At 71.2% G+C, this 18,139-nt stretch carries 18 protein-coding genes and 1 pseudogene; 8 read left to right on the forward strand and 11 right to left on the reverse strand.

Features of this window, described 5'->3' with window-relative positions; translation table 11 throughout:
• Positions 1-53: 53 nt before the first annotated feature.
• The 5 genes from MOV08_RS40845 to MOV08_RS40865 all read right to left on the reverse strand — a co-directional run bounded on the left by MOV08_RS40845 (position 54) and on the right by MOV08_RS40865 (position 4,145).
• Positions 54-554 (reverse strand): NUDIX domain-containing protein, encoded by a 501-nt coding sequence (locus tag MOV08_RS40845; RefSeq protein WP_275311248.1) that lies wholly within the window; start codon positions 552-554, stop codon positions 54-56.
• 40 nt (positions 555-594) lie between these two features.
• A complete protein-coding gene (locus MOV08_RS40850; protein ID WP_039639321.1) occupies positions 595-963 on the reverse strand; it encodes a VOC family protein in 369 nt (122 codons plus the stop codon).
• A 909-nt stretch (positions 964-1,872) separates the two neighbouring features.
• Positions 1,873-2,520: a TetR/AcrR family transcriptional regulator gene (locus tag MOV08_RS40855; protein WP_275311250.1), complete on the reverse strand. Its 648-nt coding sequence runs from the start codon at positions 2,518-2,520 to the stop codon at positions 1,873-1,875.
• 46 nt (positions 2,521-2,566) lie between these two features.
• Positions 2,567-3,439, reverse strand: a complete 873-nt coding sequence (locus MOV08_RS40860; protein WP_275311251.1) for a 3-hydroxyacyl-CoA dehydrogenase family protein — start codon at positions 3,437-3,439, stop codon at positions 2,567-2,569.
• Between the two features lie 337 nt (positions 3,440-3,776).
• Positions 3,777-4,145, reverse strand: a complete 369-nt coding sequence (locus tag MOV08_RS40865) for an ArsR/SmtB family transcription factor (protein WP_039639324.1) — start codon at positions 4,143-4,145, stop codon at positions 3,777-3,779.
• A gap of 162 nt (positions 4,146-4,307) precedes the next feature.
• Between MOV08_RS40865 and MOV08_RS40870 the strand changes: the two genes are divergently transcribed.
• From MOV08_RS40870 to MOV08_RS40880, 3 genes are all read left to right on the forward strand, one after another.
• The gene (locus MOV08_RS40870) at positions 4,308-5,306 is read left to right on the forward strand and encodes a zinc-dependent alcohol dehydrogenase family protein (protein ID WP_275311253.1); all 999 of its coding nucleotides are present in this window, start codon (positions 4,308-4,310) and stop codon (positions 5,304-5,306) included.
• Positions 5,307-5,484: 178 nt separating this feature from the next.
• Complete coding sequence (locus MOV08_RS40875) at positions 5,485-6,309, forward strand: LLM class F420-dependent oxidoreductase (RefSeq protein ID WP_275311255.1); 825 nt, start codon at positions 5,485-5,487, stop codon at positions 6,307-6,309.
• Between the two features lie 16 nt (positions 6,310-6,325).
• Positions 6,326-6,757 (forward strand): TIGR03668 family PPOX class F420-dependent oxidoreductase, encoded by a 432-nt coding sequence (locus MOV08_RS40880; protein ID WP_420834258.1) that lies wholly within the window; start codon positions 6,326-6,328, stop codon positions 6,755-6,757.
• A 55-nt stretch (positions 6,758-6,812) separates the two neighbouring features.
• Here the strand turns inward: MOV08_RS40880 and MOV08_RS40885 are convergent, their stop codons facing one another.
• The 4 genes from MOV08_RS40885 to MOV08_RS40900 form a co-directional block, all read right to left on the reverse strand.
• Positions 6,813-7,979 carry an MFS transporter gene (locus MOV08_RS40885; protein WP_275312031.1) on the reverse strand — a complete coding sequence of 389 codons (1,167 nt, stop codon included), beginning with the start codon at positions 7,977-7,979 and terminating at the stop codon, positions 6,813-6,815.
• 110 nt (positions 7,980-8,089) lie between these two features.
• Positions 8,090-9,559 carry an FAD-dependent oxidoreductase gene (locus MOV08_RS40890; RefSeq protein ID WP_275311259.1) on the reverse strand — a complete coding sequence of 490 codons (1,470 nt, stop codon included), beginning with the start codon at positions 9,557-9,559 and terminating at the stop codon, positions 8,090-8,092.
• The gene (locus tag MOV08_RS40895; protein ID WP_275311260.1) at positions 9,546-9,911 is read right to left on the reverse strand and encodes a hypothetical protein; all 366 of its coding nucleotides are present in this window, start codon (positions 9,909-9,911) and stop codon (positions 9,546-9,548) included. Before MOV08_RS40895 ends, MOV08_RS40890 begins: the two co-directional genes overlap by 14 nt.
• A complete protein-coding gene (locus tag MOV08_RS40900; RefSeq protein ID WP_275311262.1) occupies positions 9,911-10,264 on the reverse strand; it encodes a hypothetical protein in 354 nt (117 codons plus the stop codon). The genes MOV08_RS40895 and MOV08_RS40900 overlap by 1 nt, the downstream gene beginning before the upstream one ends.
• Positions 10,265-10,351: 87 nt before the next feature.
• Here MOV08_RS40900 and MOV08_RS40905 point away from each other — a divergent pair.
• Positions 10,352-11,668: pseudogene (locus MOV08_RS40905) on the forward strand (DUF5682 family protein); the annotation flags it as partial.
• 130 nt (positions 11,669-11,798) lie between these two features.
• Here MOV08_RS40905 and MOV08_RS40910 read toward each other — a convergent pair.
• On the reverse strand, positions 11,799-13,379 hold the full coding sequence (locus MOV08_RS40910) for an alpha/beta hydrolase (protein WP_275311263.1): 1,581 nt from the start codon (positions 13,377-13,379) through the stop codon (positions 11,799-11,801).
• A gap of 160 nt (positions 13,380-13,539) precedes the next feature.
• Entirely contained in the window at positions 13,540-15,507 is a 1,968-nt protein-coding gene (locus tag MOV08_RS40915; protein ID WP_275311264.1) for an AfsR/SARP family transcriptional regulator, read from the reverse strand.
• Positions 15,508-15,886: 379 nt separating this feature from the next.
• Between MOV08_RS40915 and MOV08_RS40920 the strand changes: the two genes are divergently transcribed.
• From MOV08_RS40920 to MOV08_RS40935, 4 genes are all read left to right on the forward strand, one after another.
• Positions 15,887-16,390, forward strand: coding sequence for a stress protein (locus MOV08_RS40920; RefSeq protein WP_275311266.1), 504 nt, complete (start codon positions 15,887-15,889; stop codon positions 16,388-16,390).
• A gap of 202 nt (positions 16,391-16,592) precedes the next feature.
• A complete protein-coding gene (locus tag MOV08_RS40925) occupies positions 16,593-16,775 on the forward strand; it encodes a CopG family transcriptional regulator (protein ID WP_275311267.1) in 183 nt (60 codons plus the stop codon).
• 1 nt (position 16,776) lies between these two features.
• Positions 16,777-17,121: a VOC family protein gene (locus tag MOV08_RS40930; protein ID WP_039639337.1), complete on the forward strand. Its 345-nt coding sequence runs from the start codon at positions 16,777-16,779 to the stop codon at positions 17,119-17,121.
• 26 nt (positions 17,122-17,147) lie between these two features.
• Positions 17,148-18,005 (forward strand): class I SAM-dependent methyltransferase, encoded by an 858-nt coding sequence (locus tag MOV08_RS40935; RefSeq protein WP_275311268.1) that lies wholly within the window; start codon positions 17,148-17,150, stop codon positions 18,003-18,005.
• Positions 18,006-18,139 lie beyond the last annotated feature (134 nt).

An 18,139-nucleotide genomic window follows, 5' to 3' on the forward strand; every position in this document is an offset into this window, starting at 1 on the left:
CACGGTTCAACCCACTGCCGGGGTGTCCTTCGCCTCGCTCCGGACCGTCGTCCTCACAACCCGAGGACGCGAGGCTCGCGGGGAACGCCCGATTCGAGCAGGGCCCGCAACGGTGTGGCGAGATCGCGTGGGGAGAACAGGTCCGGACCGCGACAGGCGGCGATCTCCTCCGGGGTCCACCACGTCGCACCGCTGATGTGCTCCGCCGCGCGTTCTTCCTCGCTCAGGGTGCCGCGCGGCGCGAACCAGGCGGTGCGGACCAGGAAGTAGTCGTTGACCACGCCGTCATAGCCGGGCGCGTAATCGGGGCCCAGGACTTCCTGGTGCCAGACATGCGGTGGCTCGGCGCGGTCCCTTTCCCACTCCAGGCCCACCTCCTCGCGCAGTTCGCGACGCAGCGCGGACAGTGGTCCTTCGTGCCGCTCGACCCTGCCGCCGGGGGCGGCCCAGACCGTCGTCCCCGTCTCCGGCAGCAGGTGTCCGCACAGCAGGAGGCGGTCGGCGTCGTCGAGGACGAGAGCGCGGACCGAGTGACGCAGTTTCAGCGGTGGCATCGGACAACACCCATCCCTTGCTCCTCGGTCGGAATCCCGGTCAGTCGTACGCGGTGTCGATGACGCAGAAGATGTTGCCGTCGGGGTCGGCGAGCACGATGAAGTCGGCGTCGTCCGGATAGCTGTCCCAGTCGACGCGTCGGGCGCCCAGCGACACCAGTCGCTCCACCTCGGCGGCTTGATCGGCGGCGTCCTCGGCGTACAGGTCGAGGTGGATCCGCGGGCGTTCCTGGACCGGCGACTCACTGAGGCCGAGTGACAGCTGAACGCCGGCCCCTTCCTTCGGTACCAGGACGACCCAGTCGTCTTCCCTCTCCTCGCGCGGGACGTATCCCAGGGCGGCCGTCCAGAACGCGGCCGCACGGGGGACGTCTGCGACGCCCAACACCACGGATCCGACTCTCAGCATGGGTTGATGATGCCGTACGGTGACGCTCCTGGGTACCGGGCGTGCGCCTGGCGTCTCCATCCCCACGACTGCGCCGTGGGGAACCCCAGGAGTCCCAGGGTCCCCAGGCGGTGTCAGTCGACCAATCTGTCGTCCACGTCCATGGTGGGTCGAACGGTGACCCGAACCATGGGGCCGGACCTAGCGGTTCTGTGCCCACCACACCGCGAGGCCGATGACCGCGGTGCCGCACGCGTACGAAGCACCGCGCAAGAAGTTCGTGGCAACGAGCCGACCGTAGCGGCGCCATGGGTTCGGGAAGCGGGTGGATGTCTGCGGACGGCCCTCCATTGTCTGCATCGGGAGCCCCTCTCGTGAACGCGGAGAACAGCGACGGTTCCACACGGGGAGCCCTGATCGGGCGGCGTCGGTCGCCGGACTTCTGCGCCCGGGCTCCCTTGCGTTGGGTAAGAGCTTACGAGGTTGTGCGCTTGTGAATGCGTCGTGCTGTCCGGCGCGTCCCCGGGGAATTCGTCGAATGGCGGCGAAAGACCGTCGTGAGGGGTGCTGGAGGCGACTCGGGAGGGGGTGTCGGGGGTGTCCGAGAGTGCCTGAGAGTGCCTGGGGGTGTAGCAGTCGCGCCGGGTGCGGCCGTGAGCGTGAGTGCGGCGCGGCCAACCTCGCTGTTTCCAGGGGGACTTGAAAGTCCACGTGGGGAGCCGTGGCACAGTGCCGAGGGTCGCCCCTTCCCAACTGCGCTGGAGGGGCACGCCAGTCGGGGCGCCGGCCGGTCGTCCGCAGCGCGCGCACTGTCGCCGCGTCGCGGTCATCGGCGAGGCCCTCGCGGACGGCCGACGGCGGACGGCAGCGCCTGTGCGCCTAGTTCTTCCCTATCTTCCCCGTCTTAACCTTTTGAGGCTTCTGTCACGTTTATTCGTGGTTGTCTTGGGGTTCCGTGGGCTCGTCGGGTGCCGCGGTGGAGTGAGCGGGTCGGGTGAGGGCGTGGATGACCTGCGGGACCAGGTCGTGGGTGTGGTGTGCGGTGCCGTGGATGAGCCGCTGTGCGGTCAGGCCCTCGAAGAGGGCGACGAGCAGGCGGGTCAGGTCCGCGGTGGGGACGGCCGGCGCCTCGCCGCTCCGGGCGAGCGTCGCCGTCAGCACCTCCGTCAGGCCCTGGTTGAGGCGTTCCTCGTGGGTCGCGAGTTCCTGGGCGACGGCGGGGTTGCGCGCCGCATGCAGGGTGAACTCCATGGAGACCAGGAACCATTGCCGTTCTCGGTGAGTGCGACCCGCTATGCGTTCCTGGAGCTGGACGAGCGGGTGCTTGCCCTGCTCGGGGTGGGCCGCCGCGTCCGCGAGCTCCGCCAGCAGCCGGTCGGTGTGGCCGTCGTAGAGGGTGAGGAAGAGCTCTTCCTTGTCGCGGTAGTTGGAGTAGAAGGCGCCGCGGGTCAGACCTGCGCGATCGACGATGTCGCTGATCGAGGTGGCGTGGAAGCCCTTCTCGGTGAACAGGGCCCAGGCGCTCTCGGTGAGGGCGGCGCGGGTGAGCGGGCGACGCTTGGTCGGTGACTTGGGCACGGCGGGGTCCTTCGGTGCTGCCCGCGGGGGCGGCGGTCGATCGAGGTCAGTCCTGCTGAGCGTAGTCGTCGTAGAAGCCGCGCCCGGTCTTCACTCCCAGGTGTCCGGCGTCGACGTAGCGCTGGAGCAGCTCGCGCGGGCCGGCGGGCAGGGCGGGGTTCTCCGCCGCGTAGTGGTTCTCGATGTCCAGGACGACGTCGAGGCCGACGCGGTCCATCGCGCGGAACGGGCCGGCGGTCAGGCCGGTGTTGATGCGCCACATCGCGTCGATGTCCTGGGGCGTGGACACGCCCTCGGCGACGACGGCCAGGGACTCCCGCTTGATGGCGGCCCAGATGCGGTTGAAGATGAAGCCGGTGCTCTCGCGGTGGGCCTCGAAGGGGAAGACCCCGTAGTGCGGCAGCTCCCGCAGGAGCAGGTCCAGGACGGCGCGGTCGGTGCGTCCGCTGGACATCAGGTCGACGGCCGGCTGCCGGGGTGGCATGTAGAAGTGCATGTTGAGTACGCGCTCGGGGCGGGCCACGTCGTCGATGAACTGGCTGGTCGGGTAGGACGAGGAGTTGCTCGCCAGGATCGCGTCGGCGTCCGCGGCGGCGTCCAGCTCGGCGAAGATGTGCCGCTTCAGCTCCAGGCGCTCGGGTACCGCCTCGATCACCAGCCAGGCGCCGGCCAGTGCCTCGGCCAGGTCGGTGGTGGCGGTCGCGGTACCGGGCTGTCCGCCCTCGATGTGTGCGGCGGTGTCGGCCGCGTTCTGTGCGACGTATGCCTGGGCCGCCTGCCCTGCCTCCGCCGCGGGGTCGTAGATCCGGACCCGGCCGCCGCGGGTGGCGAACATCAGGGCGATCCGTCGGCCCAGTGTGCCGGCGCCGACGACGGCGACCGGCCGCTCGTGGATGTCCGTGGGGAGGGTGAACGTCATGGCTGTCTTCTTCCTGTGCGGGGCGGCCGGGTCGGTCCGGGGCCGGTTCGCTCCGGGTTTGCGGCCATCATCCATCAGATACACAGTGTATCCGATACATGGTGTATGCAAATTGGGCGGCCGCTCCGCATCGTCACCGATCTCGCGCTGGCGCCCGCGCGTCCGGTCCGCGACTGTCTCGCCCGCCGGGCGGGTGCGGGTGCCTAGGTGTCGGCCCCGAACCCCCTTGATGCGGGAGGGGGTTCGGGGCCGGTGCGGGGATGTGGGTGTGGGGCGTCGTGTCGAGCGCTTCACTCGTGGCCGGGGGTGTGGGCGTCGGTGTGGCTGCCGCCCGGCTCTAGCCGCCGTCGCGGTCGCCGTCGCCGTCGTCCTCGCCGTCGCGCTGTGCCAGCAGGGCGGGGAGGAATCCGGGGAAGGCGCGGTCGAATTCCTCCAGGCGCAAGGTGTTCATGCGTGAGGTGCCGGCGTAGTACTGGCGGATGAGGCCGGCCTCGCGGAGCACGTGGAAGTGGTGGGTGGCGGTGGACTTGCTGACCGGGAGGTCGAAGGAGCCGCAGGCGAAGTCGCGGTGGTTGGTGTGGAGCTGGCGGACGATGCTGCGGCGTACGGGATCGACCAGCGCCTCCAGTACCTGCTGGAGGGTGATGGTGGTGATGTCCGGGTGCGGCGGGGTGCGATCCCTGCCGGCTCGCTCTGCTGCCGTCATTGCCTGGTGACCTCCCGCGCACATGGTACGACATCGATCAAACTTTGATCATCGTCAAGGTTTGATGACCGTCGAAGTTTGACAGGCATCGTACTTTGGGCTTGAGTGGGGCTCGGCGGCGCAACCAGGCGCCGCCCTCACGGAGCGGAAGGACGATCTGCCATGGCCAGAACGGTGCGGTTCCACGAAGTCGGCGGGCCCGAGGTGCTGCGGCTGGAGGACGTGGAGGTCGGCGAACCCGGCCCCGACGAGGTGGCCATCCGGGTCGAGGCGATCGGCCTCAACCGCGCCGAGGTGATGTTCCGCAGTGGCCAGTACATCGAACCCGTCAAGCAGTTCCCCACCGGGCTCGGCTCGGAGGCCGCGGGGGTGATCGACGCCGTCGGCGCGCACGTGACCGGATTCGAGATCGGCGCGCCGGTCAGCGTGGTGCCCGCGTTCTCGATGAACGACTACGGCGTCTACGGGGAGCGTGTGATCGTCCCCGCCGCCGCGGTGGTGCACCGCCCCGAGGGGCTCGACGCCGTCGCGGGCGCGGCGGTGTGGATGCCCTACCTGACGTCGTACGGCGCCCTGGTGGAGGTCGGCGCGCTGCGCGCCGGGGACACGGTCGTGATCACCGCGGCCTCCAGCAGCGTGGGCCTGGCCGCGATCCAGACCGCCCTGCGCGTCGGGGCGGTGCCGATCGCCACCACCCGTGCCGCGGCCAAGAAGGACGCCCTGCTCGCGGCGGGCGCGGCGCACGTGGTCGTCACCGAGGAGGAGGACGTGGTGGCGCGCGTGCTCGACCTGACCGGCGGCCGGGGCGCCGAGCTCGTCTTCGACGCGATCGCCGGCCCCGGCGTACTGGAACTGGCCAAGGCGGTCGCAGCCGGTGGCACGCTGATGGAATACGGCGTGCTGAGCGGCGAGCCGACCCCCTACCCGGGCTTCGCCCTCGGGATGCCCGCGCTGAACATGCGCACCTACACCCTCTTCGAGACCACCGGCGACCCGCAACGGCTGCGCCGGGGCGAGGCGTTCGTCGCCTCCGGCCTGCGCTCGGGGGCGTTCCGGCCCGTCGTGGACCGGGTCTTCGACCTGGACGAGATCGTCGAGGCGCACCGCTACATGGAGGCGGGGACCCAGGTCGGCAAGATCGTCGTCCGGGTCGACCAGTAAGGGACCGGACCGGGGGGAGCGCGTCGCCGGTGCCCGGCGGGGGAGCGGTCGGCGTCCCGGCGGGACCCGTGCGGTGATCGCCCGGTTGGCGGGACGGATTGTTGGGCCGCGGTCGGCCGGGGTACCTCGCATGGGGTTGCCGACCGCGCACCCGAGACACCGAAGCGAAGGAGCCGCTGTGAAGTTCGGTGTATCGACCTTCCTCACCGACCAGGGCATCGCGCCGGCCGCACTGGGGCGTGCCGCGGAGGAGCGGGGCTTCGACTCCCTGTTCATCGCCGAGCACACCCACATCCCGGTGGACCGCCGCACGCCGTACCCGCGCGGCGGGGAACTGCCCGAGATGTACTACCGCACCCTCGATCCGTTCGTCGCGCTCGCCTCGGTCGCCTCGGTCACCGAGCGGCTCCTGCTGGGCACCGGCATCGCGCTGGTGGCCCAGCGGGACCCGCTCGTCACGGCCAAGGAAGTGGCGTCGCTGGACCTGGTCTCCGGCGGGCGGGCGGTCTTCGGCGTCGGCGTCGGCTGGAACAAGGAGGAGATGGCCAACCACGGCACGGACCCGCGGACCAGGGGCCGTCTGGTGGACGAGCGGCTGCGGGCCATCCGGGAGCTGTGGACGCGGGAAAAGGCCGAGTTCCACGGGGAGTTCGTGGACTTCGATCCCGTCTACTCCTGGCCCAAGCCGGTCCGGCGACCGCACCCGCCGATCTACGTGGGCGGTGGCGAGGGCGCCTTCCACCGGGTGGCCGCGCTCGGCGACGCCTGGTTGGCCAACAGTGTCTCGCCCGCGGAACTGGGGCCGCAGATCGAGCGGCTGCGGAGCCTCGCCGACCGGGACGTGCCGGTGACCGTCTACGCGGTGCCGCCGGACCCGGAGGTCGTCGAGCGGTACGCACCGCTGGGCGTGGAACGGGCCCTGTTCTACCTGCCGACGGTGCCGGAGGCCGAGACGCTGGCGCACCTCGACCGGTTCGCCGAGGTCGCCGGGCGCTTCCGGTGAGCCGGACGGGGCAGTGGTGCCGGCGATGACCGGCGGGCGGGCCCGGGAGCGCTTCGCGGCGGCCCGGGTCGCCCGTCTGGCCACCGTCGACGACCTGGGCCGTCCCCATCTCGTGCCGGTGGTGTTCGCGGTGACCGGCGACACCCTCGCCTTCGCCGTGGATCACAAGCCCAAGCGGACCACCGAGCTCAAGCGGCTGGCCAACATCCGTCGCCGCCCCGGGGTCTGCCTGCTCGCCGACGCCTACGACGAGGACTGGGACCGCCTGTGGTGGGCACGGGCGGACGGTACGGCCACCGTGCTGCCGCCGGCCGACGCCTCGGAGGTGTCCGCGGGGTATGTGCGGCTGCTGATGGAGAAGTACCGCGCGCAGTACGCCGGCCGTCGGCCGGCCGGACCCGTGGTGGCGGTGGCGGTGGCCCGCTGGTCCGGCTGGCAGGCCACATGAGGAGGCCGGGCCGGGGGGATGAACCACCCCGGCCCGGCCGGTGAGTGACGGTGCGTCAGCCCGCCGCCCGGGGCTCCGCCGGGCGGCGGGTCCTGCGGTGGATGCCGACCGCCGCGGCGAGGCAGAGCACGGCGATCGCGCAGAGCACCAGCGGGACGGCCCGGACGCCGGCCACCTGGATCACCCCGCCCAGCGCGGGCCCCGCCGCGACGCCCCCGACCATCGACGCCGCGATGACATAGGCCCCGGCGCGGCGCGCGGTGGGCACCGTACGGGTCAACCAGGGCAGTCCGGTGGGGAAGATCGGGGCGATGAACAGGCCGACGCCCGCGTACATATAAGGGGCCAGTGCCGGCAGCGCGGCGGCGGCCAGGCAGACCGCCATGCCGGCGCAGCTGGCCATGATGATCGCGGCCTCGGAGTAGCGGAGCGTGAGGGGGACGACCAGGAACCGACCCACCGTCATCATCAGCCAGTACACCGAGGTGGCGGAGGCGGCGAAGCCCGCGCCGAAGCCGACCGTCTCCAGGTGGGTCGGCTCCCAGCCGCCCACCCCGGCCTCGACGCCGACGTGCAGGACGTAGAGCGTCACGAACGCCGCCATCAGCCAGGCCAGCGAACGGCCCAGGGGAGCGGACACCGCCCCGCCGTCGCCGGCGGAGACGGCGGGCCGGGGCGGGTCGGTGTTGCTGACGCCCTTGAGGAAGAGCAGCAGCAGCGCCGAGAGCACACCGAACGCGCCGAAGACGAACGGGTACCGATCCGGGCCGACGGCGCCGATGACGATCGGACCGCCGACCGCCCCGATGCCGAAGAAGGCATTGAGGACGTTGAGCATCGCCGTGCTGCGCCGGCCGAATCCCACCGCGAAGAGCTGGTTGAGGCCGTAGTCGATGCCGCCGAAGCCGAGTCCGGCGCCCAGCGCGGCGGCCAGCGCCACCGGCCAGGACGGGGCCAGCGCGAAGCCCGCGGTACCGACCGCCATCAGCAGGTACGAGGCTCCCAACAGGGCGCGGTTGCCGACTCTGCCGTGCACGCGGTTGAAGGCGAGCACCCCGCACACACCGCCGATGAAGTGGGCGCTCAGGCCGAGCCCGGCCGCCGCCGGGGTGAGGCCGAAGGAGGTGCGCAACGCGGGGATGGCGGGCCCGTAGAAGGACTGCAGCGCACCGATCAGCGCGAAGCCCGCACAGGACGCCACCAGCGCCACGGTGCTGAACATCCGGAACTCGGGGGCGTGCGGGGGCAGCGGGGCGGTGTCGGTGTGCCGTCCGTCGCGGTTCCTCTTGTCGGCGGTTCCGGTTGCCGGGAGCTCGCTCATCGGGCCTTTCCTCAAGGGTTGTTGAACCGGGACACGATCTCATGGGCGAACGCCATGATCGTGCCCTGCGGACTGATTCCCGTCACGCCGGGGAGCACGCTGGCGTCGCACACCCCCAGACCCCGGAAACCGTGCGGGCGGCCGTCGGCGTCGCACACTCCACCGCGGTCGGCCGCCCCCATCGCGGCCGAGGCCATGCCGTGCACCGAGACCAGTTCCCAGTCCCGCGGACGCACCCGGCGGCAGAACTCCTCGGCGTCGGCGGGCGAGTGCAGCGCGGGGGCCGCGGCCACCGGCGGCGTCAGCTCGGTCGCGCCCGCCGCGAACAGCAACGCGGCGCCCTTGCGGAAGGCGTCGCACAGCGCACCGTGGTCCACCGCGGTCATCGCGTGGCGCAGCAGCAGACCACCGCCGGGGACGGCGCGTACCGCGGCGGTCCCGTGCAGCCGCACCTGCGTGGTGAAGACACCCAGGTGGTCGAAGTCGGCCAGAAGGCGTCGGGTGTCCGGGGCCGGACGGCCGGCGAGCGCCGCGGCCAGGCTGCCGCGGGAGACATTGGCCGGCATGATCAGCACGCCCTGGTCGCCGAACTCCTTCAGCTGCGCGGTGAAGATGGTGCCGCGGTCGGCGTGCACCGGCTCCGGGAAGCGGGCGATGGTCCGCAGGTTGACGTGCAGGGAGAGCCGGCGGCCCGCGGCGCGGTGCTGGATCCGGCTGTGCTGGAGCAGCGCGGGGGTGCCCAGCGGACCGGCTGCCAGGAACACCGCACGGGCCCGGTAGACGGTCCGGGCGCCGTCCGGGCCGACGGCCAGCACCCCGCGGGCGGTGCGCCCGTCGTGCAGCACGCGCACCACCCGGGTGCCCGGGCGGATCTCCGCGCCCAACGCCTCGGCCTGCGGCAGATAGCTGACGGTCATGCTCTGCTTGGCGCCGCTGGTGCAGCCGGTCGTGCAGCGGTTGCGGTGCAGACAGTCGCGCACCGCGCGGTCGGCGTGCTGCCAGTCCCACGACAGCCGTTCCGCGCCGGCCGCCAGGAGCTGCGAGTCGCGGTTGCCCGCACCGTGCGGCTGGGTGAGGACGCCCAGGCGGGTGGTCACCGTCTTGAGATGGACCTCCAGGTCCTGCGCCCGGTAGCCGTCGATGCCCGACTGCGCCGCCCAGCGGGCCAGGAGGTGGGGCGGCGGCTCCCACAGCAGCCCGCCGTTGACCAGGGTCGTCCCGCCGACGCAGCGGCCCTCGCCGTACGCGATGGTGGGGGTGCCGAAGATCGGGGTCAGGCCCCCGTTGCGGTAGAGGCGGCGCATGTTGCCGGCCTGGCTGGCCGCGGCGAGGTCGGCCGTGCCGACCCGGGGGCCCTCCTCCAGAACGGTCACCTGCCGCCCCGCGGCGGCCAGTTCGCGCGCCGCGACGCTGCCGCCGGCCCCCGAGCCGACCACCACCACGTCCGTCTCGACGATCCGTCCCCGCCTAATGGTGCGCACGGGCGCCACCTCGTTCCTCCTCGTCCGCCCGGCCGTCGAGCGCGCCCAACAGGGCCAGTGCGGTGCTGGCCCGGACGATCTCGGCGAAGCCGGGCAGGGCGGCCACGGACCGCATGCCCCGCCGGCCCTCCTCCGCCGACGCGCCGCGCAGCGAGCGTCGCGCGGCGACCCGGAAGGCCAGCGGCAGCAGCCGCAGCGCGGTCGCGTAGCCGGCGCGGTAGGGCGCCGGAAGGGTCGCCAGCGTGCCCAGGACGTGGGCCTCGGCCGCCGCCAGGGCGCCCGGCTCGCGCAACCAGGGGTACTGGCGCTGCCAGTAGGCCCGCAGGCCGCTGGCGTGCAGAGCGGCCCGCATCAGCGCACCGCCTTCGCCGCGGAGACCTTCTCCCGCACGAAGTCGGTCAGCAGCCGGCGCACCCCACGGCTCAGCACGTCGCCCAGGGCGCGCAGGAAGATCTGGACCTCCTCCTCGCCCGCCACCAGCGGTGGCGAGACGATCAGCGCGATGCGCTGGTTGGAGCCGAAGAACGTCAGGATGTTGTGGTCCCGGTAGAGGGCGGCGATCACCGCCCCGGTCAGCAACTTGGCTGTGACCTGCGGGTCCTTGGCCAACGAGAGCGGGATCAGGTCCCGCACCGCCTTGGGCAGCGTCGGCCCCTGCCGCAGGTACACGCCGTGCAGGGCGCCCCGGCCGGCCACCGAGGCCACCAGAACGGAGTGGCGCGCGGGGAGGGCGGCCAGGCCCGCCGACAGCAGTTCGCCCAGTTTCCGGGCGCGGCCGGGGAAGTCCTCCTCGCCCTGCCACCCCTGGCGCGCGACGTCCACGACCGCCTGGCACCGCTCGAACTCAAGCTCCAGCAGCGCGGCGTCCAGCGGGCGCTGCTGGACATCGCCGCCCAGCCGGAACTGGAGCGCTGCTCTGACGTGTTGTGGATGCTGCGCTACCTCATGCCGCACGGCGCCGCCCGCCCGATCATGGGAGAGCGGAAGCTCGGCGAACGCCCCATCCAGGAATCCTGGGACCTGGCACTGGGCACCCACCAGCGCGCGCTCATCGAGCTGGGCTACGAGGGCGTCAGCATCGAGCAGGTCCTCGAACAACGCCTGCGGCGCACGGCCTACGGCCCACAGGCCACCACGGCGACGGTCCTGGAAACCGTCGAGGACGCGGCACGGTACTTGCGCAGCCGCCGGCTCGCCGACGAACTGGGCACCCGCGCCCTGGAGGTGCTGGCCGCCGAACGCAACGTCGACGGCGCACCCGAGGTTCTCCGCCGGGTACGCCGGCTGCTGTCGCACTACCGCACCAGCGAACCGGTGCTGCCGCAGTGGATCGAGTCCTTCGTCAAGACCGGGTACGCGCACTACTGCACGCTGTTGCCGACGGCCTGCACCGACGACGACGCCACGGTCCGCCAGGTGGCGGCCATGCTGGGCTTCCTGTTCAGCATGGAGGGCCTGGCGCTGTCGCTCGGCTGCGACCGGACCCAACTGGAGCTGGCGGTCAGCCAGTCACACCCCGAGGACCCGTCCAAGACGGCACTGCTGTGGGCGGCCCGGACCCAGCTCGGCCACCTCTCCCGCGCCGACCTGCGGGCCAAGTGCGACGCACTGCTCGGCAACCCCCTGGTGGTGCCCGCCTACCCGCGCTACCTCAGCGGCCTCCTGCACGCCCTGGAGCCCGTCCCCGGCCTCACCGACTTCGTCGTGGAAGCGGTGTCGAACGCCTTCGGGCGACTGCCCGACCCGGTGCTCCTGCCGTGGCTGCCGACCCTGATCGGCACCCTGCGCTCGGACGGCGCCGAGCTGGCCCCGTTGCTGATCCGCGAGGCCGGACGGATCTTCCCCGGCCGACTCGCGGCGCTCGACACCTGGACACCACCGTGGCGAAGCCAACCGGAGGAGCACACCGCCCAACCGACACCGGGCGCGGACACCGGCCGCGGCGTCACCCTCCTCGCCGCCCACCCAGCGACGTGCGACGCCCTGGCGGGCCTGCTCGGCTGCGACGGCACCGGGCAGACCGCGCCACCCGCCCCGCACGGCGCGGCACTGACCAGGGCCCACCCGGACACGGCCATCGCACTGGAGGCACTGCTGGCCGGCCGATGACTCCGCCGGGAGCAGGCCCCCGGCCGCGGCCCCTGTCGGGGTGTCCGAACCCACGGGCGCCCCGAGCACGAGGCCCCGGCCATCGTCACGGCCAGGACCCCACGCATGCGCTGTCCGGTGCCCGAGGTGGTCAGAAGCCGGGCGCTCCCGGTACGCGGTGCGGAATCGGGACCGTACTCTTCCCCAGGCCGGCGTTCTGGCTGGCGGACGCCTCGCAGGTGAGGTCCCGTGTCGGCAGCTTTCCGGTGCTCAGATAGGCGTTGACGGCGCGGTTGGCGCAGGCGCGCGGGTCCCCGGAATAGACGCCGTGGCCCTCGCCGCCCTCGACGTACACCATGCGCGAAGCCGTCAGAGCGCGGTGCATGCCCAGACCGCTGACCAGAGGTGTCTGGGGATCCCACTGGTTCTGGACGGTGAGGAGACGGACATCGTTGTGCACGGTCGTGACGGGCTCGGCCGGCCCGGTCCAGAAGGGGCACGGCGTGATGTTGGAGCCGAAGTCGCCGTACAGCGGGTGCCTGGCCTTGTCCTGGATCGCATCACGGCGGTACTGGTCGACGCGACGCGGCCAGGCCGCGGTGTCGCCACAGACGACGGACCAGAACACCGCGGAGCCGTTGTCGACCGGTGGCTGCGGGTCGGCTTCTCCGGGGCTCCGCGGGGCCGGTGCGCCGTCCAGCCCCACGATGCGGTGCGAGGTGGGCTTCCCCTCGGCGGCAGCCTTGAGCGCGGCGACGGTCTCGGCGGCCTCGATCGGACTGAAGAACTGGGGACGCAGACCGGCACGGAGGTCGTCCCCGCTGAGCTTCTGGTTCTCATACGGGATGGGGTCGCGGTCGGCTCGGGCGACCAGGTCCCAGAACGACGCCTTGACCGCGGTGGGTGTGCTCCCGAGGTGATAGGTCCGGTCGCGCTGAGCGGTCCACTTCGTCCATCGGGTGAACGCCGGCTCGGCGCCCTCCGCCCACACCTGGATCATGCCGCGCCAGACCCGGGCGGGGTCGACCGCGCTGTCGAGTACGAAGCGGTCGGTCCGCTGGGGGAACATCTGCGTGTAGACGGCGCCGAGGTAGGTGCCGTACGAGAAGCCCAGGTAGGAGATCTTCTTCTCGCCCAGTACGGCGCGGATGACGTCCATGTCACGGGCGGTGTTGCGGGTGGTGATGTGCCGGAGCATGTCGCCGTTCTCGGTGCGGCACTTCTCGGCGACGGACCGTGCCCACGTCACATCATGGTTGAACGTCTCGGGCCGGTAGGGGTGTTCGACCTTTCGCTCCGCGGCCGTCAGGCCGCAGGTGACGGGGGTGCTCCGGCCCACTCCGCGGGGGTCGAACCCGATCAGGTCGTAGCGCTCGCGGACGTCCTTGGGCATCGTGTCGTTCATCGCGACCGGCATGGCCAGGCCGTTGGCGCCGGGCCCACCGGGATTGAACAGGATCGCGCCGTGCCGCGCGGCCGAGCCGTCGGCCTTCATCCGGGAGATGGCCAGCTTGATGGTCCTGCCGGTGGGCCGGCTGTAGTCGAGCGGCACGTCGATCGTCGCGCACTGGTACGCGGCGGGCGTCGAGGTGTCGCAACGGTGCCAGGCGGGGCGCTGGTTGTGGAACCCGTGCAGCGGGTCCGCGGCGGATGCCTGCGCCGGGGCCAGGGCGGGGACCAGCGTTGCCGTGACCCCCACTGCCAGCACGGCCGCTGAGCGTCGTATTCGCACGAAATGCCTTCCTTCCCGTCAACTTGCCGGAAAGCACGACCATTTCGTACGAGCAAGTGCCGACGAATCCTCCTCCAGGGCCATCTTGGTCCGACTCCAGGCGGACTCCGGCCCCCGGCGGCCGGCCGGATCAGGCGGCATCACGTCGGATCGGGCCGGATCAGCGAGGGGTGTGCGAGCCGTCAAGATCCGAGCCCGCCAGATCCGAACGAGAGCTCGGAGGGGCCACTCGGCGTTGGGCTATGAAGGCGAGCAGCCGCTGTACGGCCTGGTCCTGAGCCCAACGGGGCTCCTCCACCGCGACGCGTTGCGCGGCGTAGATGCGCACCATTTCCGACCGCACATAGTGTCCATGCGCATGTTCCTCAAGGAGGTGGGCGTCGCACAGTTCGTTGAGATGGCGGCGGGTGCCCTCGACGTCCCCGCCGACCAGCACGCTGGCGTGGTGGTCGCCGACGCACGGGCCGGGGTGCAGACCCAGGAAGCGGAAGAGCCGGGCAGCGTTGCTCGACAGGGCGCGGTAGCTCAGGTAGAGACATGCCTCCATGGCCAGATCGGCGTCGTGCGTGGACAGTTCCTGCAGGCGGCGGCGCTCGTCGGCCAGCTTCTGCGTCCAGCACGCCAACGACCACTCGGGGTGCGCCATCAGGCGGGCGGCGGCGATGCGCAGCGCCAGCGGCAGCCGGTCGCACCACTCGACGAGTGCCCCGGCGGCCGCCGTGTCTGCCTCGACACGCTGCCGCCCCAGCGTGTTGTGCAGCAGTTGCAGCCCCTCCGCGGAGGTGAGCGGACCCACTGTGACCAGCGTGGCGCCGTCGCGCACCACCAGTCCGTTCAGCCGCCGTCGGCTGGTCACAATCGCCAGACAGCCCGGCGTCGCGGGCAGCAGGGGGCGTGCCTGTTCGGCGGTGCCGGCGTTGTCCAGCACAACGAGCATCCGGCGGCCGGCGAGCAGCGAACGGTAGAGCGCCGACGCCTCCGTCACGGACTCGGGGATGTCCGCATCCGGGACGCCCAGGGACTGCAGGAACGCGGTGAGCACGGTGCCTGGCCGCATCGGGGGCCGCTCGAAGCCCCGCAGGTCCGCGAAGAACTGCCCGTCGGGGAACCTCTCCTTGTGGTGGCGTGCCCACTGCACCGCGAGGGACGTCTTGCCGGCCCCGCCCGCGCCGGCGAGCACCACGCACTCCGGCCGAGGAACCCGGTCCAGATGCTGGTCGAGCATCGCGATCTCCCGTTCACGACCGCAGAAGTCCGGTACGACGGGCGGCAGTTGGGCGATGCGCGGGTGGCGTGGGCCCCGCAGGTGGTCGCAGACATACGGGGCGACGTAGGGCGCCGCCCTGCCCGGGCCCGGGCACGCTGTCACGGCAGGCGCCGGGGGCGGTCCCGCGGACTTCGAACGCCGAGCGTCGCTCGGCACGCGGTTGTGACCGCCCCCGAGGACCGCCAGGTACGCCTCGCTGAGCGCTGGGCCGGGATCGATGCCCAACTGCTCCTTCAGATGGCGGCGGGCCCGGTGGTAGTGGTCGAGGGCCTCGGCCTGCCGACCGGTTGCCTGCAGGGCCCGCATCAGCAACGCGGTCAGCTCCTCGTGCAGCGGATGCTCCGCGATCCATCCGGTGAACTCCGTGACCAGTTCCCGGTGTCGGCCGAGCAACAGCAGCCGTCCGCCCAGTTCCTGCAGCGCGGCCAGCCGTGCCTGCGACAGGCCGACGCCCAGTGTCTGCCGCACCCGCTCGCTGGGCACGTCCGCCAGCGCCTCGCCCCGCCACAGGCCCAGGGCCTGGCGCAGCAGCGCGACGGCGGCCCAGGGTTCGGCTGACCGGGCGTCGGCGACCAGGCACCGGAAGCGGTGTGCGTCCACCGAGTCTGGATCGGCGAGCAAGACGTAACCCGGCCCCTGAGTGGCGATTTCGGCATGGCCCGCCAACAGGCGCCGCAGCCGGTGCACATGGTTGTGGACCACGCCTCGCGCCCGGGCCGGCGGATCCCCGTCCCATGCCAGGTCGATCAGCCGGCTCACCGGGACCACCTGATTGACCTCGCTGACCAGCGCCGCGATCACGGTACGGATGCGCCCCGTTCCCAGGGCCAGTGACAGGCCCCGGTCCGTCTGGATCTCCACCGGTCCTAGGAGTCGCAACTCAACCATCTTGCCCTCTGATGCATAGCGCGGAACGGGGCTCCCCCTGCACGCCCCGGGGCAATTAAAGACCACGCAAATGATGGCGGGGTGACAGCCTCCGCTGTGCTCCCACTCTTGGACGTCTTCGGTGCGCCCGGGACCGGCCGGAACGGGTGCCGTGGCGGTCCGGTGGCTGAAGGCGGGCCGCGTGAGCGCGCTATGAGCCGTTCGTGAGCGGCGCCGTCGACCCTGGTGTTCGTGCCGGGCCTCGGCTCCTTCCGTCGACCGGTCCTGCCCTCCGCTCCAGCGGAGAAGGTCAACACGCCATTGACCGAGAAGTGCGAAAAGAACGAGAAGTACGAAAAGAACGAGGAGAACGATGTCCACTCCGGGTGTCCTGAAGAAGAGCGTGGCAGCGATGGCCTTGGGCGCCGCGCTCACCGTGGCGGGCGCCGCCTTCCCGGCAACCGCCACGGCCGCCCCGGTCGCCGCCGCGGCGGCCGCAGGCGATTCGCCGGTCAGCGGCAGCGCCAACGTGAATTTCAACATCGACGTGCTCGGCATCGCGAACAAGATCGAGGCGTCGATCAAGACCGCCCAGAACCGCGAAGGCTTCGTCAAGAACCTGCGGGAATCGGCGTTCTACGCGGCCGGAGGCCAGTACAACGTCATGGTGATGAACCTCAGCCAGGGCTACGAGGACCACCTCAACGGCGTGAAGGCATACGGTTCCGCCACTTACGACGGTGTGGTCTACGGCATCTGGGTCTTCGAGGACGGCGAGTTCACGAACCTCGGTGACGGGGGTTACATCAACTGGGCGTTCCGGGGTTGGTACGACCGCCCGAACAACGGCGGTTATGTGAAGTTCTCCCGCCCCTGATCCCACCGCGGGACCAACTTGCCCTCATGGCCAGGTCGATGACGGTACATCGGATCCCCCGCACTTCCGGTTGACTCGTCATCGACCCTTCAACTGCGCCCCGTCGATCGCCTGATCGGCGGGGCGCAGTGCTGCGCACGCGACGCCGATCACCGCGATGTGCACCGCCCGGCTAGCTTGCTAGGATGCTAGCATCGCGCTTGTGGGTGATGAGGAAGTCAAGCAGTTCAACGTGTACCTGCCGATCGGACTGATCAAGCAGGTCAAGTACCACGCCATCGAGTCGGGGATGTCGCTGTCGGCGCTGGCTGCCGAAGCGCTGCGCGCCTACCTCGCCGACGTCGAGGGCACAGACAACGAGCGAGCGACGGAGAAGGAGAGCTGATATGGCGACCGAAGGAATCGAGGCCGTGCATTTGACGACCCACAACTGGGGCAGGGCGGCGAAGTTCTTCCAGTCGCTGGGCTACGAGTTGGAGTTCTCGACCGACCACAACTCCGGTCAGCTCCGCAACGGCGACGGGCCGTACGTCTTTATCGCCGAGGTCCCCGAAGACCAAGAGCCCCAGACGCAGATCGTGCTGAAGGTGGCGGACGCGGACGCGTTCCGCCCCGATCCGGCCGTCGAGGTGGTCACACCGTTCGAGGACACCCACTACGGAACCAAGGAGATGACCGTTCGCGACCCCGACGGGCGACTGTGGAGCCTCCAGGCACCCGCCCAGAACTGACCACAACCGCAACGGAAGGGAACACCATGACAGGCGAGCCGACCGGGACACCGGACAACACCGCGCTGCGGACCGCCCTCTGGCGAGCCCTGCACGTCCAGGTCGACCCACCACCCCATGTGCTCGACGACGAGATCGGCCTCCAACTGGCGGCCCCCGACGACGACTGGCGCAGCCGCCCCGACATGGACCCGGACGCCACCAGGGGATTCCGAGCGGCCATCGTGGCCCGCGCTCGCTTCATCGAGGACCTGGTCGCCGAGCAGGTCGACCACGACGTCACCCAGTACGTCATCCTGGGAGCCGGCCTGGACACCTTTGCCCAGCGCCGGCCGGAGGTCGCCTCCCGCCTACGGGTCTTCGAGGTCGACCAGCCCGCCACCCAGGCATGGAAACGTCGCCGCCTGGCCGAACTCGGCTACGACATCCCCGACTGGCTGCATCTGGTGCCGGTCGACTTCGAGGCGAGCGAAGACTGGCTGGAACAGCTGACCGTTGCCGGCTTCGATCCCAGCCGACCGGCGGTCATCGTCTCCACCGGCGTCACCATGTACCTCACCAAGGACGCCACCGCGGCCACTCTCCGCCAGGTCGCCGGGCTGGCACCCGGCTCGACGCTCGCCATGACCTTCCTGCTGCCGCCCGAACTCATCGACGACGCGGACCGCCGCGGCCTCCGGACGAGCAAGGAAGGCGCACAGGCATCCGGCACCCCGTTCATCAGCTTCTACACCCCGCCCGAGATGCTGGCACTGGCCGGTGGAGCCGGCTTCGGTGAGGCCCGCCACGTGTCGGGAGGTTCGCTCGCCGAGCGCTACTTCGCCGCTCGCACCGACGGCCTCCGCCCGTCGAGCGGAGAGGACTTCCTGCTGGCCAACACCTGACCGTTCGTCAACACCGCCTGACCCAAGAAGCCGGAGGCGCGTCCTCACGAAATGGTCTTCAAGGTGAAGGTAGTCGGGTGGCTTCGAGGGCGATGCCATCACCCCACCACGACCGATGTTCTATTCTGTTCGTC

The organism is Streptomyces yunnanensis, from assembly GCF_029011865.1.
GTDB classification, from domain to species: domain Bacteria; phylum Actinomycetota; class Actinomycetes; order Streptomycetales; family Streptomycetaceae; genus Streptomyces; species Streptomyces yunnanensis.